The organism is Sphingomonas sp. H160509 (assembly GCF_024124765.2).
GTDB lineage: Bacteria > Pseudomonadota > Alphaproteobacteria > Sphingomonadales > Sphingomonadaceae > Sphingomonas.
In genome coordinates, this window is sequence record NZ_JAMXSR020000002.1 from 1,798,793 (window position 1) to 1,815,009 (window position 16,217).

At 66.5% G+C, this 16,217-nt stretch carries 10 protein-coding genes and 8 pseudogenes; 13 read left to right on the forward strand and 5 right to left on the reverse strand.

Annotated features, from left to right (window positions below; genetic code table 11):
* Positions 1-115 precede the first annotated feature (115 nt).
* From NHF48_RS24975 to NHF48_RS10480, 10 genes and pseudogenes are all read left to right on the forward strand, one after another.
* Positions 116-397 carry a 2-dehydro-3-deoxygalactonokinase gene (locus tag NHF48_RS24975; RefSeq protein WP_342454623.1) on the forward strand — a complete coding sequence of 94 codons (282 nt, stop codon included), beginning with the start codon at positions 116-118 and terminating at the stop codon, positions 395-397.
* Positions 390-980: a 2-dehydro-3-deoxygalactonokinase gene (locus tag NHF48_RS10440; protein WP_342454740.1), complete on the forward strand. Its 591-nt coding sequence runs from the start codon at positions 390-392 to the stop codon at positions 978-980. Before NHF48_RS24975 ends, NHF48_RS10440 begins: the two co-directional genes overlap by 8 nt.
* Positions 977-1,609: a 2-dehydro-3-deoxy-6-phosphogalactonate aldolase gene (locus tag NHF48_RS10445; protein WP_253071066.1), complete on the forward strand. Its 633-nt coding sequence runs from the start codon at positions 977-979 to the stop codon at positions 1,607-1,609. The genes NHF48_RS10440 and NHF48_RS10445 overlap by 4 nt, the downstream gene beginning before the upstream one ends.
* Positions 1,610-1,663: 54 nt before the next feature.
* Positions 1,664-2,786 (forward strand): annotated as a pseudogene (locus tag NHF48_RS10450) (8-amino-7-oxononanoate synthase).
* The gene (bioD, locus tag NHF48_RS10455) at positions 2,783-3,400 is read left to right on the forward strand and encodes a dethiobiotin synthase (RefSeq protein ID WP_253071067.1); all 618 of its coding nucleotides are present in this window, start codon (positions 2,783-2,785) and stop codon (positions 3,398-3,400) included. Before NHF48_RS10450 ends, bioD begins: the two are co-directional and overlap by 4 nt.
* Positions 3,397-4,651: pseudogene (locus NHF48_RS10460) on the forward strand (adenosylmethionine--8-amino-7-oxononanoate transaminase). The gene bioD and the pseudogene NHF48_RS10460 overlap by 4 nt, the downstream one beginning before the upstream one ends.
* Before the next feature lie 128 nt (positions 4,652-4,779).
* Positions 4,780-5,861 (forward strand): annotated as a pseudogene (locus NHF48_RS10465) (extracellular catalytic domain type 1 short-chain-length polyhydroxyalkanoate depolymerase).
* A gap of 367 nt (positions 5,862-6,228) precedes the next feature.
* Positions 6,229-7,602: an MATE family efflux transporter gene (locus NHF48_RS10470; protein WP_253071068.1), complete on the forward strand. Its 1,374-nt coding sequence runs from the start codon at positions 6,229-6,231 to the stop codon at positions 7,600-7,602.
* A gap of 85 nt (positions 7,603-7,687) precedes the next feature.
* Positions 7,688-7,909 carry a hypothetical protein gene (locus NHF48_RS10475; protein ID WP_136191053.1) on the forward strand — a complete coding sequence of 74 codons (222 nt, stop codon included), beginning with the start codon at positions 7,688-7,690 and terminating at the stop codon, positions 7,907-7,909.
* 37 nt (positions 7,910-7,946) lie between these two features.
* A complete protein-coding gene (locus NHF48_RS10480) occupies positions 7,947-8,345 on the forward strand; it encodes an MAPEG family protein (protein ID WP_253071069.1) in 399 nt (132 codons plus the stop codon).
* Between the two features lie 3 nt (positions 8,346-8,348).
* Here the strand turns inward: NHF48_RS10480 and mmsB are convergent.
* The 4 genes and pseudogenes from mmsB to NHF48_RS10500 all read right to left on the reverse strand — a co-directional run bounded on the left by mmsB (position 8,349) and on the right by NHF48_RS10500 (position 12,541).
* Positions 8,349-9,220 (reverse strand): annotated as a pseudogene (gene mmsB / locus NHF48_RS10485) (3-hydroxyisobutyrate dehydrogenase).
* Between the two features lie 133 nt (positions 9,221-9,353).
* Positions 9,354-10,131, reverse strand: a pseudogene (locus NHF48_RS10490) (enoyl-CoA hydratase).
* A 103-nt stretch (positions 10,132-10,234) separates the two neighbouring features.
* Positions 10,235-11,227, reverse strand: a complete 993-nt coding sequence (locus NHF48_RS10495) for an enoyl-CoA hydratase/isomerase family protein (protein WP_263816836.1) — start codon at positions 11,225-11,227, stop codon at positions 10,235-10,237.
* Positions 11,228-11,396: 169 nt separating this feature from the next.
* Positions 11,397-12,541 (reverse strand): annotated as a pseudogene (locus tag NHF48_RS10500) (acyl-CoA dehydrogenase family protein).
* 111 nt (positions 12,542-12,652) lie between these two features.
* On the opposite strand from NHF48_RS10500, the gene NHF48_RS10505 reads away from it, so the two are divergent.
* Positions 12,653-13,018 carry a GIY-YIG nuclease family protein gene (locus NHF48_RS10505; protein ID WP_253071071.1) on the forward strand — a complete coding sequence of 122 codons (366 nt, stop codon included), beginning with the start codon at positions 12,653-12,655 and terminating at the stop codon, positions 13,016-13,018.
* Positions 13,019-13,070: 52 nt separating this feature from the next.
* On the opposite strand, the pseudogene NHF48_RS10510 reads toward NHF48_RS10505, so the two are convergent.
* A pseudogene (locus NHF48_RS10510) lies at positions 13,071-14,598 on the reverse strand (CoA-acylating methylmalonate-semialdehyde dehydrogenase).
* Positions 14,599-14,704: 106 nt separating this feature from the next.
* On the opposite strand from NHF48_RS10510, the pseudogene NHF48_RS10515 reads away from it, so the two are divergent.
* Positions 14,705-15,624, forward strand: a pseudogene (locus NHF48_RS10515) (LysR family transcriptional regulator).
* A 77-nt stretch (positions 15,625-15,701) separates the two neighbouring features.
* Positions 15,702-16,070 carry a hypothetical protein gene (locus NHF48_RS10520; protein WP_263816837.1) on the forward strand — a complete coding sequence of 123 codons (369 nt, stop codon included), beginning with the start codon at positions 15,702-15,704 and terminating at the stop codon, positions 16,068-16,070.
* Positions 16,071-16,217 lie beyond the last annotated feature (147 nt).

Sequence of the window (16,217 nt, forward strand, 5' to 3'; positions counted from 1 at the left end):
GCAACGCGTCGGAACGTTATCCGGTGGAAGGCATGCCGCATTCATCGTACAAATGGCGATAGCGCGGACCGCGGGCATGCCAAACCAGGGCCTGCGACGACGTCGAGGTAGAGTTATGCAGCCTTTCATTGCAGTCGACTGGGGCACCACAAATCGGCGTGCGTTCCGGATCGAGGACGGTGCCGTCGTTGCGACAGAGCGCGACGACCGCGGCGCCGCGGCCGTAGCGGCCGACGAGTACGACGCCGAGGTCGCGGGTATCCGCGAACGGCTGGGCGACCTGCCGATGCTGCTCGCGGGGATGGTCGGATCGAACATCGGCTGGCGTAGCGTGCCCTACGTCGCCGCCCCCCGCAGGACTTGCAGAGGTTGCCGCCGCGCTCGACCGGATCGATGACCGGACCGCGATCGTGCCCGGCTTGTCATACCGCGACGGGTTGCACGCCGACGTGATGCGCGGCGAGGAAGTGCAATTGCTCGGCGCGGTCGCCGCCGGGCTGGTGCCGCCCGGCGCACTGCTCTGCCAGCCGGGCACGCATTGCAAATGGGCGACCTTGGACAAGGGGCGGATCACGCGGTTCACCACGGCGATGACCGGCGAGCTGTTCGCCCTGCTCCGCGCACACGGCGTCCTGTCGCGCCAGCTCGGCCATCCGGTCGAGCCGGGCGCGGCGTTCCTTGAAGGCGTCGCGGAGGGCGCGAAACGCGATCTTGCCGCGAGCCTGTTCGCGATCCGCGCGCGCGGCGTACTCGGGATCGCCGACGATGCGCACGCTGCCTCGTTCGCGAGCGGGCTGCTGATCGGCGCCGATACCGCGGCGCGGATCGAGCCAGGCACGACCGTCCACATCCTTGCCGACGCCGCCCTCGGCACGCTGTACGCCAGCGCGATCGATGCGCTCGGCGGCCACTCGCACCATATAGACAGTCAGGCCGCGTTCGTCGCCGGCATCACTCGCATCCAGGATCTTGCAGCATGACCAACCGCCAAGCCTTTGACGACGCCTTCGCGAAATGCCCGCTGATCGCGATCCTCCGCGGGGTGAAGCCGGACGAGGTCGAGGCGATCGGCGAGGCTTTGGTCGAGGCGGGCTTCACGATCCTCGAAGTGCCAATGAACTCGCCCGATCCGCTCGACAGCATCGCCCGGCTGGCGCGCAAGCTGGAGGGACGGGCGATCGTCGGCGCAGGCACGGTCTTGCGGGTCGAGGACGTCGAGGCCGTCGGTGCGGCGGGCGGCACGCTGATCATCGCCCCCAACGCCAATGTGCACGTGATCGCGGCGGCGGCGGAGCGCGGCTATGTCGCGCTCCCCGGCATCGCCACCCCGACCGAGGCGTTCGCCGCGCTTGAGGCCGGCGCCGCCGCGCTGAAGCTGTTCCCCGCCGAGGCCGCGAGCCCGGCAGTGCTCAAGGCGATGCGCGCGGTTCTCCCCAAGGGTACGCGCGTGTTGCCGGTCGGCGGGATAACGCCCGAACGCATGGCGGAATGGCGCACCGCCGGCGCTGCAGGATTCGGTCTGGGCTCGGCACTGTATGCGCCGGGCATGACCGCAGACGACGTCAGCGCGCGGGCGGCCGGATTCATCACGGCGTTGAACGCAGGGTAACGCGATCACATGGCGGGGATCGTCTTCGCCGCGCGTTGCGGTTAGGGCGTCGCGATGATGTTCGCCGCTCAGGAACGAGACCTCGCCGCACTGACCGCAGCGGACCGGTACCGATCGCTTCGCCCGCGACAGGGCGTGGACTTCGCCTCGAACGACTATCTCGGGCTGGCCGGGTCGGACCGACTGCGCGGCGCCATGGTCGATGCCCTGCGACGCGGCGTGCCGGTCGGCTCCGGGGGGCGCGCGATTGCTCCGTGGCAATGCACCCGAGCACGAGGCGCTCGAAGCGGACGCCGCCACCTTCTTCGGCACCGCGACGGCGTTGTTCTTCGCCAGCGGTTACGTCGCGAACACGATATTGTTCGCGACGCTACCGCAACGCGGCGACCTGATCGTCCACGACGCGCTGATCCACGCCAGCGCGCATGAGGGCATGCGTCTCACGCGAGCGACCTTCGCCGCCGCTGCGCATAACGATGCAAACGCATTCGAGGATGCGATCGTCGACTGGCGCAGATCGGGTGGCACCGGCCGCGCCTGGATCGCGGTCGAGAGCCTCTACAGCATGGACGGCGACCGCGCGCCGCTGGCGGCCTTGGCCGAGATTGCCGATCGACACGATGCGATCTTGCTGATCGACGAAGCGCATGCCACGGGCGTGTTCGGCACCGATGGCCGCGGACTGGCCGAGGGACTCGACGGGCGCGAGAACGTCATCAGCTTGCGAACCTGCGGCAAGGCACTGGGATGCGAGGGAGCGCTGTTGTGCGGCCCCACGACGATGCGCGAGTTCATCGTCAATCGCGGGCGCGGGTTCATCTTCTCGACCGCGCCATCGCCGCTGATGGCGCTAGCGGTCGGCGAGGCACTTCGGATCGTTGCGGACGAACCGGCGCGCCGGGAGAGGCTCTGGGCGTCGGTCGCCACGGCGGAGCGCGTGCTTGCACCATACGGCGTCGTGGCGACGGGTTCTCAGATCCTGCCGCTTGCGTTGGGAGACGCCGCGCGAACGATGCGGGTCGCCAGCGCGATCCAGGCGGCGGGGTTCGACGTGCGCGGGATACGGCCGCCGACCGTGCCCGAAGGCGGATCGCGGTTGCGGATATCGTTGACGCTCAACGCGACGATCGCGGATATCGAAGCTCTGGGAGCTGTCATGGAAGAGGCATTGCGATGACGATCGTCGTTACCGGGACGGACACCGATATCGGCAAAACCGTGTTCGCCGCCGGGCTCACCTCGGCACTCGGCGGACGCTACTGGAAGCCGGTGCAGGCCGGGCTGGCAGATGGCAGCGACGCAGCATCGGTCGTGACGCTCGGCGTTCCTCCGGACCATGTTTTGCCCGAAGCCTACCGGTTGACGACGCCGTGCTCGCCGCATCTCGCTGCCGAGATCGACGGTGTGACGATCGATCCGGACCGGCTTGCGCTGCCAGAGGTCAATGGCCCTCTGGTGGTCGAGGGCGCGGGCGGCGTGATGGTGCCCGTCACACGAAACCTGATCTTCGCAGACCTGTTCGCGCGGTGGAACACGCCGGTCGTGCTCGTCGCGCGCACCGGGCTCGGCACGATCAACCACAGCTTGCTCTCGATCGAGGCACTGCGCAGCCGCGGCGTACCGATCTTCGGCATCGCGTTCGTCGGCGATCCGGTCGAGGATAGCGAGGCGACGATCGCCGCGCTCGGCAAGGTCAGGAGGCTAGGTCGCCTGCCCCGCCTCGATCTGCTGAACGCGGCGACCTTGGCCGAGGCGTTCGCTGCGAACTTCGACCTGGAGGCGTTCCGGTGAAGGACTCCCCCGTCTGGCACCCGTTCACGCAGCACGGCCTGCGCGAACCGATACCGCTCGTCACGCATGCCGAGGGCGCCGCGCTCTACACGTCGGACGGACGGCGGATCGTCGATGCGATCTCGTCCTGGTGGGTCACGACGCATGGCCACGCCAACCCGAAGATCATGGCCGCCATAGCCGAACAGGCGGGCAAGCTCGACCAGATCATCTTCGCCGGCTGGACGCACCAGCCCGCCGAAGACCTCGCGCGCGGCCTGACCGCGATCATGCCGCCGGACCTTACGCGAGTCTTCTTCTCGGACTCAGGCTCGACCAGCGTCGAGTGTGCACTGAAGATGGCGCTCGGTTACTGGCTCGATCGCGGCGAGGATCGCCACCGCATCCTGGTGCTCGAACACGGCTATCACGGCGACACGATCGGCGCGATGTCGGTCGGCGCGCGCGGCGTGTACAACTGCGCCTATGCGCCGTTGCTGTTCGACGTCGGCACGATCCCCTTCCCCGCCGCCGGGCACGAACAGGCGACGCTCGACGCGCTGGACGCCGCCTGTGCTCAGCATCCCGCCGCGTTCATTGTCGAGCCACTGCTGCTCGGCGCCGGCGGAATGCACATCTACGCGCCGCACATCCTCGCCGAGATGCGACGGATCTGCGCAGCGCACGACGTCCTGTTCATCGCCGACGAGGTGATGACGGGCTGGGGTCGCACCGGCACCTTGCTCGCCTGCGAACAGGCGGGCGTCGTGCCCGATATCCTGTGCCTGTCGAAGGGCTTGACCGGCGGCGCGATCCCGCTCGCGGTGACGATGGCGACCGAGGCGATCTACCAGGCGCATTACGGCACCGACCGGGCGCGGATGTTCTTCCACTCGTCGAGCTACACCGCCAACCCGATCGCCTGCGCCGCCGCCAATGCGAACCTAGCGATCTGGCGTGACGAACCGGTGCGCGAGCGGGTCGCTGACCTGGCCGCGCGCCAAGCCTCGCGTCTGGAGGCCCTCGCCCGGCACCCCCGCATCGCCAACGCGCGCCAGATCGGCACGATCACCGCGGTCGAACTCCGCGGCGAGGACGGCTATTTGTCGCAGATCGGCCCGCGCTTGCTCGCGTTCTTCGGCGAGCGCGACCTGCTGCTCCGCCCGCTCGGCAACACCGTCTACGTCATGCCGCCCCTATTGCATCGATGACGCCGATCTAGACCGGATCTACGCCGCGATCGCCGAAGCATGCGACACGATCGGGCATTGACACTGACGTTCTTGCTGCACTGCAGCAACAAATGATGTACTTGCGACGTTGAGATTAGATCGCGGCCGAGTACGCTGGCGACGAAAGGCTCGATTACCGTGAGAAACATCGCTGATACCCTTGCCCGCATGGCGCACGCCGGAGCTCCGACGCCGCGCGAGACCGCGTCGAGCCGCCTGACGCCGCTGACCGAGTTCGGGACCAACCCAGGTGCGCTGCTCGGCTTCAGCTACATTCCCTCCGACCTGCCGGCGAACGCACCACTGGTCGTCGTCCTCCACGGCTGCACGCAGACCGCAGCCGGGTATGACCACGGTTCAGGCTGGTCGAAGCTCGCCGATCGCGCGGGCTTCGCGCTGGTCTTCCCGAGCAGACGCGTGCGAACAATCCCAACCGCTGCTTCAACTGGTTCGCCTCGGAGGACACTGCGCAGGCCGGCGGCGAGGCGGAATCGATCGCGCAGATGACCGAGACGATGATCGCCCGCCACGGCCTCGACCGCAGCCGCGTGTACGTCACCGGCCTGTCTGCGGGTGGCGCGATGACGATGGCGATGCTGGTCACGCGCCCGGACCTGTTCGCGGGTGGCGCAGTGATCGGCGGGCTCGCCTACGGCACCGCGACCGGCGTCTCGCAGGCGCTCGACCGGATGCGCGGGCATGGCGACACCAGCGATACCGCGCTGGTCGACATGGTCCGCAGCGGCGCTCGTGGCCACGACGGACGCTGGCCGACGCTCGCGATCTGGCACGGCGGCGCGGACGCGACGGTGAGCGTGGCGAACGCGGACACGATCGCGCGGCAATGGCGCGGCGTTCACGGCGTCGACGCCAAAGCGATGCGCACGGAGCGGGTAGGCACCGCCGTCCACCGGATCTGGTCGGACGCGGAAGGGCGCGATGTCGTCGAGGACTGGACCGTCCCGGGCATGGGCCACGGCACGCCGATCGATCCATTGCGTGGTGAGCGCTTGGGGGTTGCGGGACCGTTCATGCTCGATGTCGGACTTTCGAGCACGGCGGTGATCGCGAAGTCCTGGGGCCTGCTAGCGGCGGCGAGGGGTGGAAACTGCGGCCAAGCCGGCCTCGGTCGAACGCGTCGCCAAGATCGCCATTCCCGTCTCGCCGAAACCTGCGGCAAAGCCCCGCACCGAAGCCCCCCGCCGGTATCCAGGCGACGATCGAGAACGCCCTCCGCGCTGCCGGGTTGATGCAGTAGAATAGAGACCAGCGTGGGGTCGGACGTCAGCGTGCGCCAAACTGCACCCGTCATCCTGACGAAAGTCAGGACCCAGAGCCAAACCGGACGACGTTCGTTACCCTGGATCCTGACTTTCGTCAGGATGACGGAGTGGTTGGGAAGCGTTGGGCAATTCGACTCGTGCCGTTCGCACCGAATTTGTGCCTATCGATCCTCTTCCGCCAGGGGGAGGTGGCAGGCACTCGCCTGACGGAGGGGGCGGCATGGATGACATCCGTTGCGTTTCCTCCCCCCTCCGTCGTCTCGAACGCCCCCGCTCCCGGGGGAGGATCGACGGGAGCAATCGACAAGCCGCCCAACCCGGCTAAAGCCACCGCATGACGTCCACCCCGCCCCGCCCCTGGCGCACCGAGTTCGCCGCCACGCTCAAACTCGCCTGGCCACTCGTTGCGACCAACCTCGCCCAGGCGCTGGTCGGCGCAACCGACGTGGCGATGCTCGGGCGGCTCGGGTCGGACACGCTGGCGGCGGCGACGCTAGGCCTCAACCTCTACCTCGTCTTCCTGATCTTCGGGATGGGCCTCACTACCGCCGCCGTCCCGATGATCGCACGCGAGCGCGGCGCACGGCCCCACGCGGTACGGGATATCCGCCGAACGGTGCGCCAGACGATCTGGGTCGCCGCCACGCTCTGCATCCCCTCGTGGATCGTGCTGTGGAACGCCGAGCCGATCCTAGTCCACCTGCTCGACCAGGATCCGCTGCTCGCGCACGAAGCCGCAAGGTTCGTCCGCGCGGTGATGTGGGGAATGCTGCCCAGCCTCTGCTTCCTCGTCCTACGCGCATTCGTCGCCGCACTCGAGAAGCCAGCCTGGTCGCTGGTGGTGATGGTCGGGCTGCTGGTCGTCAACGCCGGGCTCAACTGGCTGTTGATCTTCGGCCACGCCGGTCTCCCCGCGCTCGGCTTGCTCGGCTCGGGGATGGCGAGCAGCATCGCCAACGGCCTCAGCTTCGTCGCGATGGCCACCGTCATCGTCTACGCGAGGCCGTTCCGCCGCTACCGCCTGCTCGGCCGGTTCTGGCGCGCCGACTGGCCGCGATACCGTGCCGTGTGGAAACTCGGCCTGCCGATCGCGATCACGCTCGGGTTCGAGTCCACCGTGTTCATCGCCGCGGTGTTCCTGATGGGGCTGCTCGGCACCGTGCCGCTCGCCGCGCATGCGATCGCGATCCAGATCGCCAGCGTCACCTTCATGGTCCCGCTCGGCATCGCGCAGGCGGCGACGATCCGCGTCGGCCTGGCGTCAGGGCGTGGCGACCGCGCCGGCATAGGGCGTGCAGGTTGGGCGGCGTTCGCGATCGGGGAGACCTTCATGGTGCTGACCGCCGCGCTGCTGATCCTCGCCCCACAAATGCTGATCGGCATCATCCTCGACGTCGACGCGCCCGCCAACGCACCAGTGGTGGCGCTGGCGATCTCGCTGCTCGCGGTTGCTGCGATATTCCAGGTGGTCGACGGCGCGCAGGTAATCGGCGCGGGCATGTTGCGCGGATTGGGGGATACCACGGTGCCGATGATCTTCGCTGCGATCGGCTATTGGGGGATCGGCATCGGGGTCGGCGCGTGGCTCGCCTTTGCCCGCGGCTGGGGCGGCGTCGGTATCTGGACCGGGCTGGCGACCGGATTGGCGGTGGTGTCGGTGCTGATGATGGCCCGGTGGCAGGCGCGCGAGCGGCTCGGCCTTGGTTGACGCTCCGCTGGGCGTGTTTTCGCGACAGGCCGGTACCGTTAACGCGTAGAGCGCGTTAACTTATATTGCATCACGGGAGCCTAACATGTCCGACCCAGACCGTATCGTCGCGATCGGACTTCTCACGCAACGCGACGTGTTTGCGTTGGGCCACGATCTGTCGCGCGTCTATCCGATCGACGATGCCCCCTGCTTCGGCGCATTGCTCGGCGCGATCGACGATGCCGACCGCGCATTTCATCGCGAGCACGATGCCCGCCAATCGCTTGCCGATCAGCAGATCAAGGTTGCAACACAAGCACGCTAGCAGCGTTCGACACCCGCTGCCCTAGCGGAGATCGATCATGACGCATTTGCCTACGGAATTGCTGCTGCTCGGCTGGTCGACGGTCCTGCTGTTCGCCTACGTCATGATCCAGGGGCAGACCGCGACGCGCGACCGTGGGCTCGACTGGAACGCGAGCCCCCGCGACGGCGAGCAGAAGCCGCTTGGCGAAATGGCCGGCCGCGCCGAACGTGCGCTCAAGAATTTCCAGGAAACCTACCCGGTCTTCGTCGCGCTCGCGCTCGGGCTGGCGGTCACCGATCGCACCGGCGGACTGGGTGCGATCGGCGCCTGGCTCTGGTTCGGTGCGCGGATCGCGTACATCCCGCTCTACCTGTTCGGGATCAAATATGTCCGCAGCCTGTGTTGGACGGTGTCGATCCTCGGCCTGCTGCTGATGCTGATCCGCTTCCTCTGAGGCTCAGAGCGTTCGGATGATCGCCGAAAAGTCGAGCCCACCCTGACCAGCCTCGGCAAACGCCTCGTAACGCTCGGCGGCCTTCGCGCCCATCGGCGTATCCGCGCCGGTGTCCTTTGCCGCCGCCATCGCAAGCCGCAGGTCCTTAAGCATCAGCGCCGCCGCGAAACCACCCTGATAGTCGTGATCGGCAGGCGTATCGGGACCGATGCCGGGCAGCGGTGCATAGGTCGTCATCGACCAGCTCTGCCCCGACGACACGCTCGCGATGTCGTAAAACGCCTGCGCATCGAGCCCGAGCTTCTCCGCCAGCACGAACGCCTCGCAGGTGGCGATCATCGTCGCGCCGAGGATCATGTTGTTGCAGATCTTCGCCGCCTGCCCCGCGCCGTTCGCGCCGGCGTGGATCACCGCCTTGCCCATGTCGGCGAGGATGACGCGCGCGCGGTCGAAGGCCTCCGCCGGAGCCACCGACCATGAAGGTCAGCGTGCCCGCATTCGCCGCGCCGATCCCGCCAGAGACGGGCGCGTCGACCGCGACGAGGCCCTTGGCCTGCGCGGCGGCGGCGACCTGCTTGGCGGTGGCGACGTCGATCGTCGAACAGTCGATCAGGATCGCGGACGGCGACGCTACGGCGAACAGCGCATCATAGACCTCGGCGACATGCTTGCCGGCGGGGGAGCATCGTCACGATCGCCTCGGCACCGTCCGCGGCCTCGGCAGCAGACGCGACGGGCAGGCACCCCGCGGCCTTCGCCTTCTCCAGAGCGTCCGCACTCAGATCGAACGCGCGGACGTCATGCCCCTTCTTGGCGAGGTTCGCCGCCATCCCGCCGCCCATGTTGCCGAGCCCGATGAAACCGATCCGTGCCATGTTCTCTCTCCTCAATTCTACTCCCCTCCCGTTCACGGGAGGGGTTGGGGGAGGGCAGTGCCGCAAATATGTCGCGCGTGGTCGCGGCAGGCCCCTCTCCCTGACCCCTCCCGCAAGCGGGGGGGAATTCAGATTATTTCCCCGTCCAGGTCCCGGCGCGCTTCTCGACAAATGCGGCCATGCCTTCGCTCTGGTCCGCGGTGCCGAACAGCCCGTGGAACAACCGCCGCTCGAACTGGACGCCCATCGCGAGGCCAGTCTCGAACGCCGCGTTGACCATTTCCTTGTTCGCCAGCACCGCCAGCGGCGCCATCGTGGCGATCGTCGCCGCGGTCTTCACCGCCTCCTCGACCAGCTCGTCCGCCGGCACGATCCGCGAGACGAGGCCCGCGCGCTCGGCTTCGGCGGCGTCCATCATACGACCGGTCAGGCACATCTCCATAGCCTTGGCTTTGCCGACCGCGCGCGTGAGCCGCTGCGATCCGCCCATGCCGGGCGACACCGCGAGCTTGATCTCGGGCTGGCCGAACTTGGCGGTATCCGCGGCGAGGATGAAGTCGCACATCATTGCCAGCTCACACCCGCCGCCGAGCGCATAGCCCGAGACCGCCGCGATCACCGGTTTGCGCGTCCGCGTGAAATGCTCCCAGCCCGCGAAGAAGTTGCTCGCGTACATCTCCGCGAAGCCCTGCGCCTGCATCTCCTTGATGTCCGCCCCCCGCCGCGAACGCCTTGGCCGAGCCGGTCAGCACCGCGCACCCTTGCGACGGGTCCGCATCGAACGCGGCAAACGCGGCGATCAGGTCGGCGAGCACCTGCGAATTGAGCGCATTCAGCGCCTGCGGCCGATTCAGCGTGACGAGCGTAACGCCACCGCGCTGCTCGACCAGGATCGTTTCGTATTCGGCCATCATGTTCTCCAATTACTACGTCATCCTGGACTCGATCCAGGATCCAGAGCCACACATGTGGTCATCTGTAACCCTGGATCCTGACTTTCGTCAGGATGACGAGTCAGCCCGGCGTCCACGCTTCCGCTTCAGGCAACGGCGCGAAGATCTGGTCGATCACATGATCGGTCACATCCTCGGGCGTCGCCGGATCCCAGCGCGGCGCATTGTCCTTGTCGACGATCACCGCCCGCACGCCCTCGATGAAGTCATGCCGCTGCACGACATGCGCACCAACCGCGTATTCCTGCCGCATCTCGTCCGCAAAACTCGCCATCCCCGCGCCCTCGTGGAGCAGGCGGAGCGAAACCTTCATCGTCTGCGGCGACTTGGTCTTCAGCGTCGCGAGCGTCTGCGTAGCCCACTCCCCACCATCGGCGTCGAGCGCGGCGTAGATCTCTTCCAGGACATCCGACGCGAACAGCCGGTCGATGTCGTCTTTCCACGCAAGGATCTTCGCGTCGGGTGCTGACGTCGCCAACGCCTCCAGAACGCCCGCGATATCCTGCGGCGCCTCCGCAATCCGCGCCTTGGCAGTGTCGAGCGTATCGCTCACGAGAAAATGCGTAGCCAACCCGAGCGCGAGACACTCCGCGCCATCGAGCCGGTGCCCGGTCAGCGCGAGATACTGCCCGATCCGCCCCGGCAACCGCGACAGATACCAGCCGCCACCAACGTCCGGAAACAGCCCGATCCCGGTCTCGGGCATAGCGAACTTCGTGTTCCCGGTCGCAACGCGAAACCGGCACGGTAACGCAAGCCCGACGCCGCCGCCCATCGTGATCCCGTCCATGAAGGCGACGATCGGCTTGGCATAGGTGAACAACCGATGGTTCATCCGATACTCGGCATGAAAGAACGCCCGAGCCTCGACGCCGTCGGTCGCACCGGACGCGGCGAGCATCCGGATATCGCCGCCAGCGCAGAACCCACGTCCCTCGGCATGATCGACCACGATCGCCTCAACGGCCGCATCGCCTCGCCAAGCTTCCAGAGCTTCGAGCACGCCCTCGCACATATCGAGATTTAGCGCGTGAAGGGCTTTCGGACGGTTCAACCGAATCCGGCCGACAGGCCCCTTCACTCTCGACGATCAGATCATCGGTCACGCGGTCACCTCCAAAGCACCATCTCCCCCGCCTCCGCGTCTCCGCGTGAAAAAAATTTTTGATTCACGCGGAGACGCGGAGGCGCGGAGCAGAAGGAATGAGCAAAGCTGCGCGGACTCACTGCCGCGTCAACTCGCGACCCACGATCATCCGCATGACCTGGTTCGTCCCCTCGAGGATCGAATGCACGCGCAGATCGCGCCAGAAGCGTTCGATCGGATAGTCCTGCAGATACCCATAGCCGCCATGCAGCTGCAACGCCCGGTCGACCACCGAAGAACCAGTATCCGTCGCGAGCCGCTTCGCCATCGCCGCAAACTTGGTCTTGTCGGGCGCGTTCGCTGTCACCTTCGCAGCCGCCATGTAAAGCAACGCGCGCGCCGCCTCCAATTCGGTCGCCATGTCCGCCACCATGAACTGCGTGTTCTGGAAGTCCGCGATCGCCTTCCCGAACTGTTTCCGATCCTTGGTATAACCAATCGCCTCGTCGAGACACCGCTGCGCGCCCCCAACGAGCACGCGCCGATGTTCAACCGCCCGCCGTCGAGCCCCATCATGGCGATCCGGAAGCCCTCGCCCTCGCCGCCGACCATGTTCGCCGCCGGCACGCGGACGCCGTCGAAGATCACCTGCCGCGTCGGTTGCGAATGCCAGCCGAGCTTCTTCTCGTTCGCGCCGAACGACACGCCCGGCATGTCCTTCTCGATCACCAGGCACGAGATGCCCTTCGGCCCGTCCTCACCGGTGCGGACCATGGTGACATACACCTCGTTCTCGCCTGCCCCCGAGATGAACTGCTTCGAACCCGTCACGATCCAGTCGTCGCCATCGCGAACCGCGCGCGTCTTCAACGCCGCCGCGTCGGAACCCGACCCCGGCTCGGTCAAGCAATAGCTGCTCAGCCGGTCCATCGTTACCATGCTGGGAAGATACTTGTCCTTCACCGCAGCCGATCCGAACCGGTCGATCATCCACGCAGCCATGTTGTGGATGCTGATGAACGCCGACGTCGACGGGCAGCCGTACGACATCGCCTCCATGATCAACGCTGCCTCGAGCCGTCCCAGCGCGATCCCGCCGCTCTCCTCGCTGACGTAGATCGCCGCAAAGCCGAGCTCGGCTGCGGCCTTGATCGTCTCGCGCGGGAAGATGTGTTTCTCATCCCACTCGGCCGCATGCGGGGTGATCCGGTCGGCGGTAAAGCGGCGCGCGAGGTCCTGGATCTCGCGCTGGTCGTCGGTGAGGTCGAACTGGTTGGTCATAGGTCTCTCTTCCGTCATGCTGGGCTCGACCCAGCATCCAGAGCCAGGAACGCCAAAACTGGTGGCTCTGAATCCTGACTTTCGTCAGGATGGCGACTTGGGGGGAATGGTATGGCTAGGCAACCGGCGGTCTATATCATGGCGAGCTGGCGCAACGGAACGCTGTACGTCGGCGTGACGTCCAACCTGATGGCACGGATCGTTCAGCACCGCGAGGGGACATTCGATGGTTTCTCAAAACGATACGGCGTGAACCAACTGGTGTGGTTCGCGATGGCCGACACGATGGAAGCCGCCATTACCCGCGAGAAGCAGCTCAAGGTCTGGAAGCGCTCGTGGAAGATCGAATTGATCGAAACCGACAATCCTACGTGGCGCGATCTAGCCGAAGATTGGGGTTTTGATCCCCTATCCAGCCCACCCCCCGTCATCCTGACGAAAGTCAGGATCCAGAGCCACGGGCGTAGCGCCTCGTAATTCTGGATCCTGGATCACGTCCAGGATGACGGGAGATGGAGGGCAGCATCCCTCACCCCATCGTCGGGATAACGAACGCGTCGTTATTGCGCGCCGGCCCGCCATCCTCAGCCATCGCCGGCAGTGCAGACCCGTCCGGCCAGCGCTGCGTGATCGTCTTGACCTTGGTCCAGAACTTCACGCCTTCCATCCCGTGCTGGTTGGTGTCGCCGAACGCCGAGCGCTTCCACCCGCCGAACGTATGATACGCCACCGGCACCGGGATCGGCACGTTGATGCCCACCATGCCCACATTCACCCGCGCCGCGAACTCGCGCGCCGCGTGGCCGTTGCGCGTGAAGATCGCGACGCCGTTGCCGTATTGATGCTCGCTCGGCAGCCGCACCGCCTCCTCGAAATCGGCCGCGCGGACGATCTGGAGCAGCGGCCCGAAGATCTCCTCCTTGTACGCCGACATCTCCGTCGTCACGTGATCGAACAGCGACGGCCCGATGAAGAAACCCTTCTCATGCCCCTGCAACGCAAACCCGCGGCCATCGACCACCAGTTCCGCACCTTCGTCGACGCCGGTCTGGATCCAGTTCTCGATGCGGGTGCGATGTGCCGCGTTCACCACCGGCCCGTAATGCGCGTCGTTGTCCGTCGACACACCAACCCGCAAAGCAGCGATCGCCGGGATCAGCTTCTCGCGGAGGGCAATCGCGGTCTTCTCGCCCACCGGCACCACCACCGGCAGCGCCATGCAACGCTCGCCGGCCGAGCCAAACGCCGCGCCCGACAGGTCCGCGACGACCTGGTCGAGGTCAGCGTCGGGCATGACGATGCCGTGGTTCTTCGCGCCGCCCATGGCCTGGACGCGCTTGCCCGCCTCGACGCCACGGCGGTACACGTAATGCGCGATGTCGGACGATCCGACGAAGCTGACCGCCGAGATCGCCGGATGATCGAGGATCGCATCGACCATTTCCCTTGTCGCCGTGGACGACCTGAAAGATGCCCTCGGGCAGCCCCGCCTCGACGAACAATTCGCCCAACCGCACCGGCACCGACGGATCACGCTCGGACGGCTTGAGGATGAAAGCATTGCCGGTGGCGATCGCGACGCCCGACATCCACAGCGGGATCATTGCCGGGAAGTTGAACGGCGTAATGCCCGCACCGATGCCAAGCGGCTGGCGCATCGAATAGACGTCGATCCCCGGCCCGGCGCCCTGCGTATATTCGCCCTTCAGGATGTGCGGGATGCCGCAGCAGAACTCGATCACCTCGAGCCCGCGCTGGATGTCGCCCTTCGAGTCCGCGATCACCTTGCCGTGCTCGGACGAGAGCAGCCGCGCGAGTTCGTCCATGTTCGCCTCGACGAGCCGCTTGAACTCGAACATCACGCGCGCGCGACGCTGCGGATTGGTCGCCGCCCACCCCGGCTGCGCCTTCTGCGCCGCGGCGACGGCCGCATCCAGATCGGTCGCACCCGACAATCGCACGCGCGCCTGCACATCGCCCGAATTCGGGTCGAATACATCACCGAAGCGCTCGGCCGTGCTGGCCGCACCGCTAACGAAATTCTCGATAGTCCGCATGGCATCCTCTTCTTGTTGCACGCACCGTCGGGCATAAGCGTTTCGCAGCCAAGCAGGGTTGTTTGCAGAATCGCTCTGCGAATATGCAGCATAGGGTGAGGCGTTCATGGATTGGGACGACGTCCGGTATTTCCTCGCTTTAGCGCGCACGCACCGGCTTGGGCCTGCCGCAAAACTGCTGGGACAGGACGCGACGACGGTCTCGCGGCGGCTGCAACGGCTGGAGCGGCGACTCCAGACGACGTTGTTCGAACAGACCGTCGCCGGATACGCGCTGACCGAACGCGGCGCGGCGCTGCTCGACCATGCCGAAACGATGGAGGCGTCCGCGCTTGGCATCCAGGAAGTCGTCGGCAACGACGCAGGCGTGCTCGCCGGGCCGATCCGGTTGAGCGTCTCGGAAGGCTTCGGCAGCCGCATCCTCGCGCCGCGTCTCGCGTCGTTCACCAACCAGCATCCTCGGATCGCGGTCGACCTGATCGCGTCGACAGGGTTCCTCAACCCGTCGCGGCGAGAGGCGGATATCGCGGTGATGCTCGCGCGGCCAAAGAGTGGCCCGTTGGTGGCGCGAAAACTCACCGACTATCACCTCGGCCTCTACGCGCATCCCGATCACCTCGCGCGGTCCGGACCGATCGCGACCACCGCGGACCTGATGCGGCACCGGCTGATCGGGTATGTGCCTGACATGATCTACGCCCCCCGAACTGCGCTATCTGGCCGAGATCGACGGGCGGCTCGATGCGTCGATCCGCAGTTCGAGTATCGTCGCGCAGGCCGAACTGATCGCGGCGGGGGGCGGGATGCGGGATACTCCCGTGTTTCATCGGCGACCGTGTACCGGGGCTGGTCCGCGTGCTGCCCGACGCGGTCGACATCCAACGCTCGTTCTGGCTCGTCGTCCACCGCGACGTCCGCCGAATCGCGCGGATCGACCGGTTCATCGCCTGGCTGGACTCGACCATCGCCGATCTGATGCCGCTCATGCTGGGGGCATCTTCCCCGCCGATTGCCGCCCCAGAGTGAGGCCCGTATAGATCGATGTTGCATGGCAGCATCGCCGGGCCTGGAGCAGCGCGTTGATCCCCAAACTCTATCACCAGATGATCGACGCGATCGGCGACGGCACCGGCCTGCCCGATATCATCCTCCATATTCATGCAGGGATGGCGCTGTTGATGATCGCGCGGCTGATCACGCGGCGGTCGTTCGGGACGTTCATTCCATGGTGGGTGGTCGTCGCCGGAGAGGCGTTCAACGAGATCATGGACCGGCTTAACTTCGGGTCCTGGCGTTGGGAGGATACCTCGCTGGACATCGTCAACACGCTGCTGTGGCCGACGGTGATCTGTGTCGGCGTGCGGTTGCGGCCGATGATTGCGCAGCGGGTTGCGATCAAGACGGGTGAGGTGGAGACCAGGTCGGATGCTGTTGTCCCGGTGGAAAGCGTTCCCGTCGAGCCTGAGCGCTAATCTGCCCCCCTCCCTGGAAGGGAGGGGGTTGGGGTGGGTCGGTCGGTTGGCTGGCGTTGAGCATCCCAAGCAGCCTACCACCCTAGCCCCCTCCCTTCCAGGGAGGGGAACGCGTTGTAGGCGGGCTGGCTTGGTCTGCTCCAGCCA

Bases quoted from the DNA above. Each gene is read 5' to 3' on its own strand.
- NHF48_RS10470 (WP_253071068.1), top strand. From the start codon at position 6,229: ATGACGTCCACCCCGCCCCGCCCCTGGCGCACCGAGTTCGCCGCCACG.
- NHF48_RS24975 (WP_342454623.1), top strand. From the start codon at position 116: ATGCAGCCTTTCATTGCAGTCGACTGGGGCACCACAAATCGGCGTGCG.
- NHF48_RS10445 (WP_253071066.1), top strand. From the start codon at position 977: ATGACCAACCGCCAAGCCTTTGACGACGCCTTCGCGAAATGCCCGCTG.
- NHF48_RS10520 (WP_263816837.1), top strand. From the start codon at position 15,702: ATGATCGACGCGATCGGCGACGGCACCGGCCTGCCCGATATCATCCTC.
- bioD (WP_253071067.1), top strand. From the start codon at position 2,783: ATGACGATCGTCGTTACCGGGACGGACACCGATATCGGCAAAACCGTG.
- NHF48_RS10505 (WP_253071071.1), top strand. From the start codon at position 12,653: ATGGCTAGGCAACCGGCGGTCTATATCATGGCGAGCTGGCGCAACGGA.
- NHF48_RS10480 (WP_253071069.1), top strand. From the start codon at position 7,947: ATGACGCATTTGCCTACGGAATTGCTGCTGCTCGGCTGGTCGACGGTC.
- NHF48_RS10475 (WP_136191053.1), top strand. From the start codon at position 7,688: ATGTCCGACCCAGACCGTATCGTCGCGATCGGACTTCTCACGCAACGC.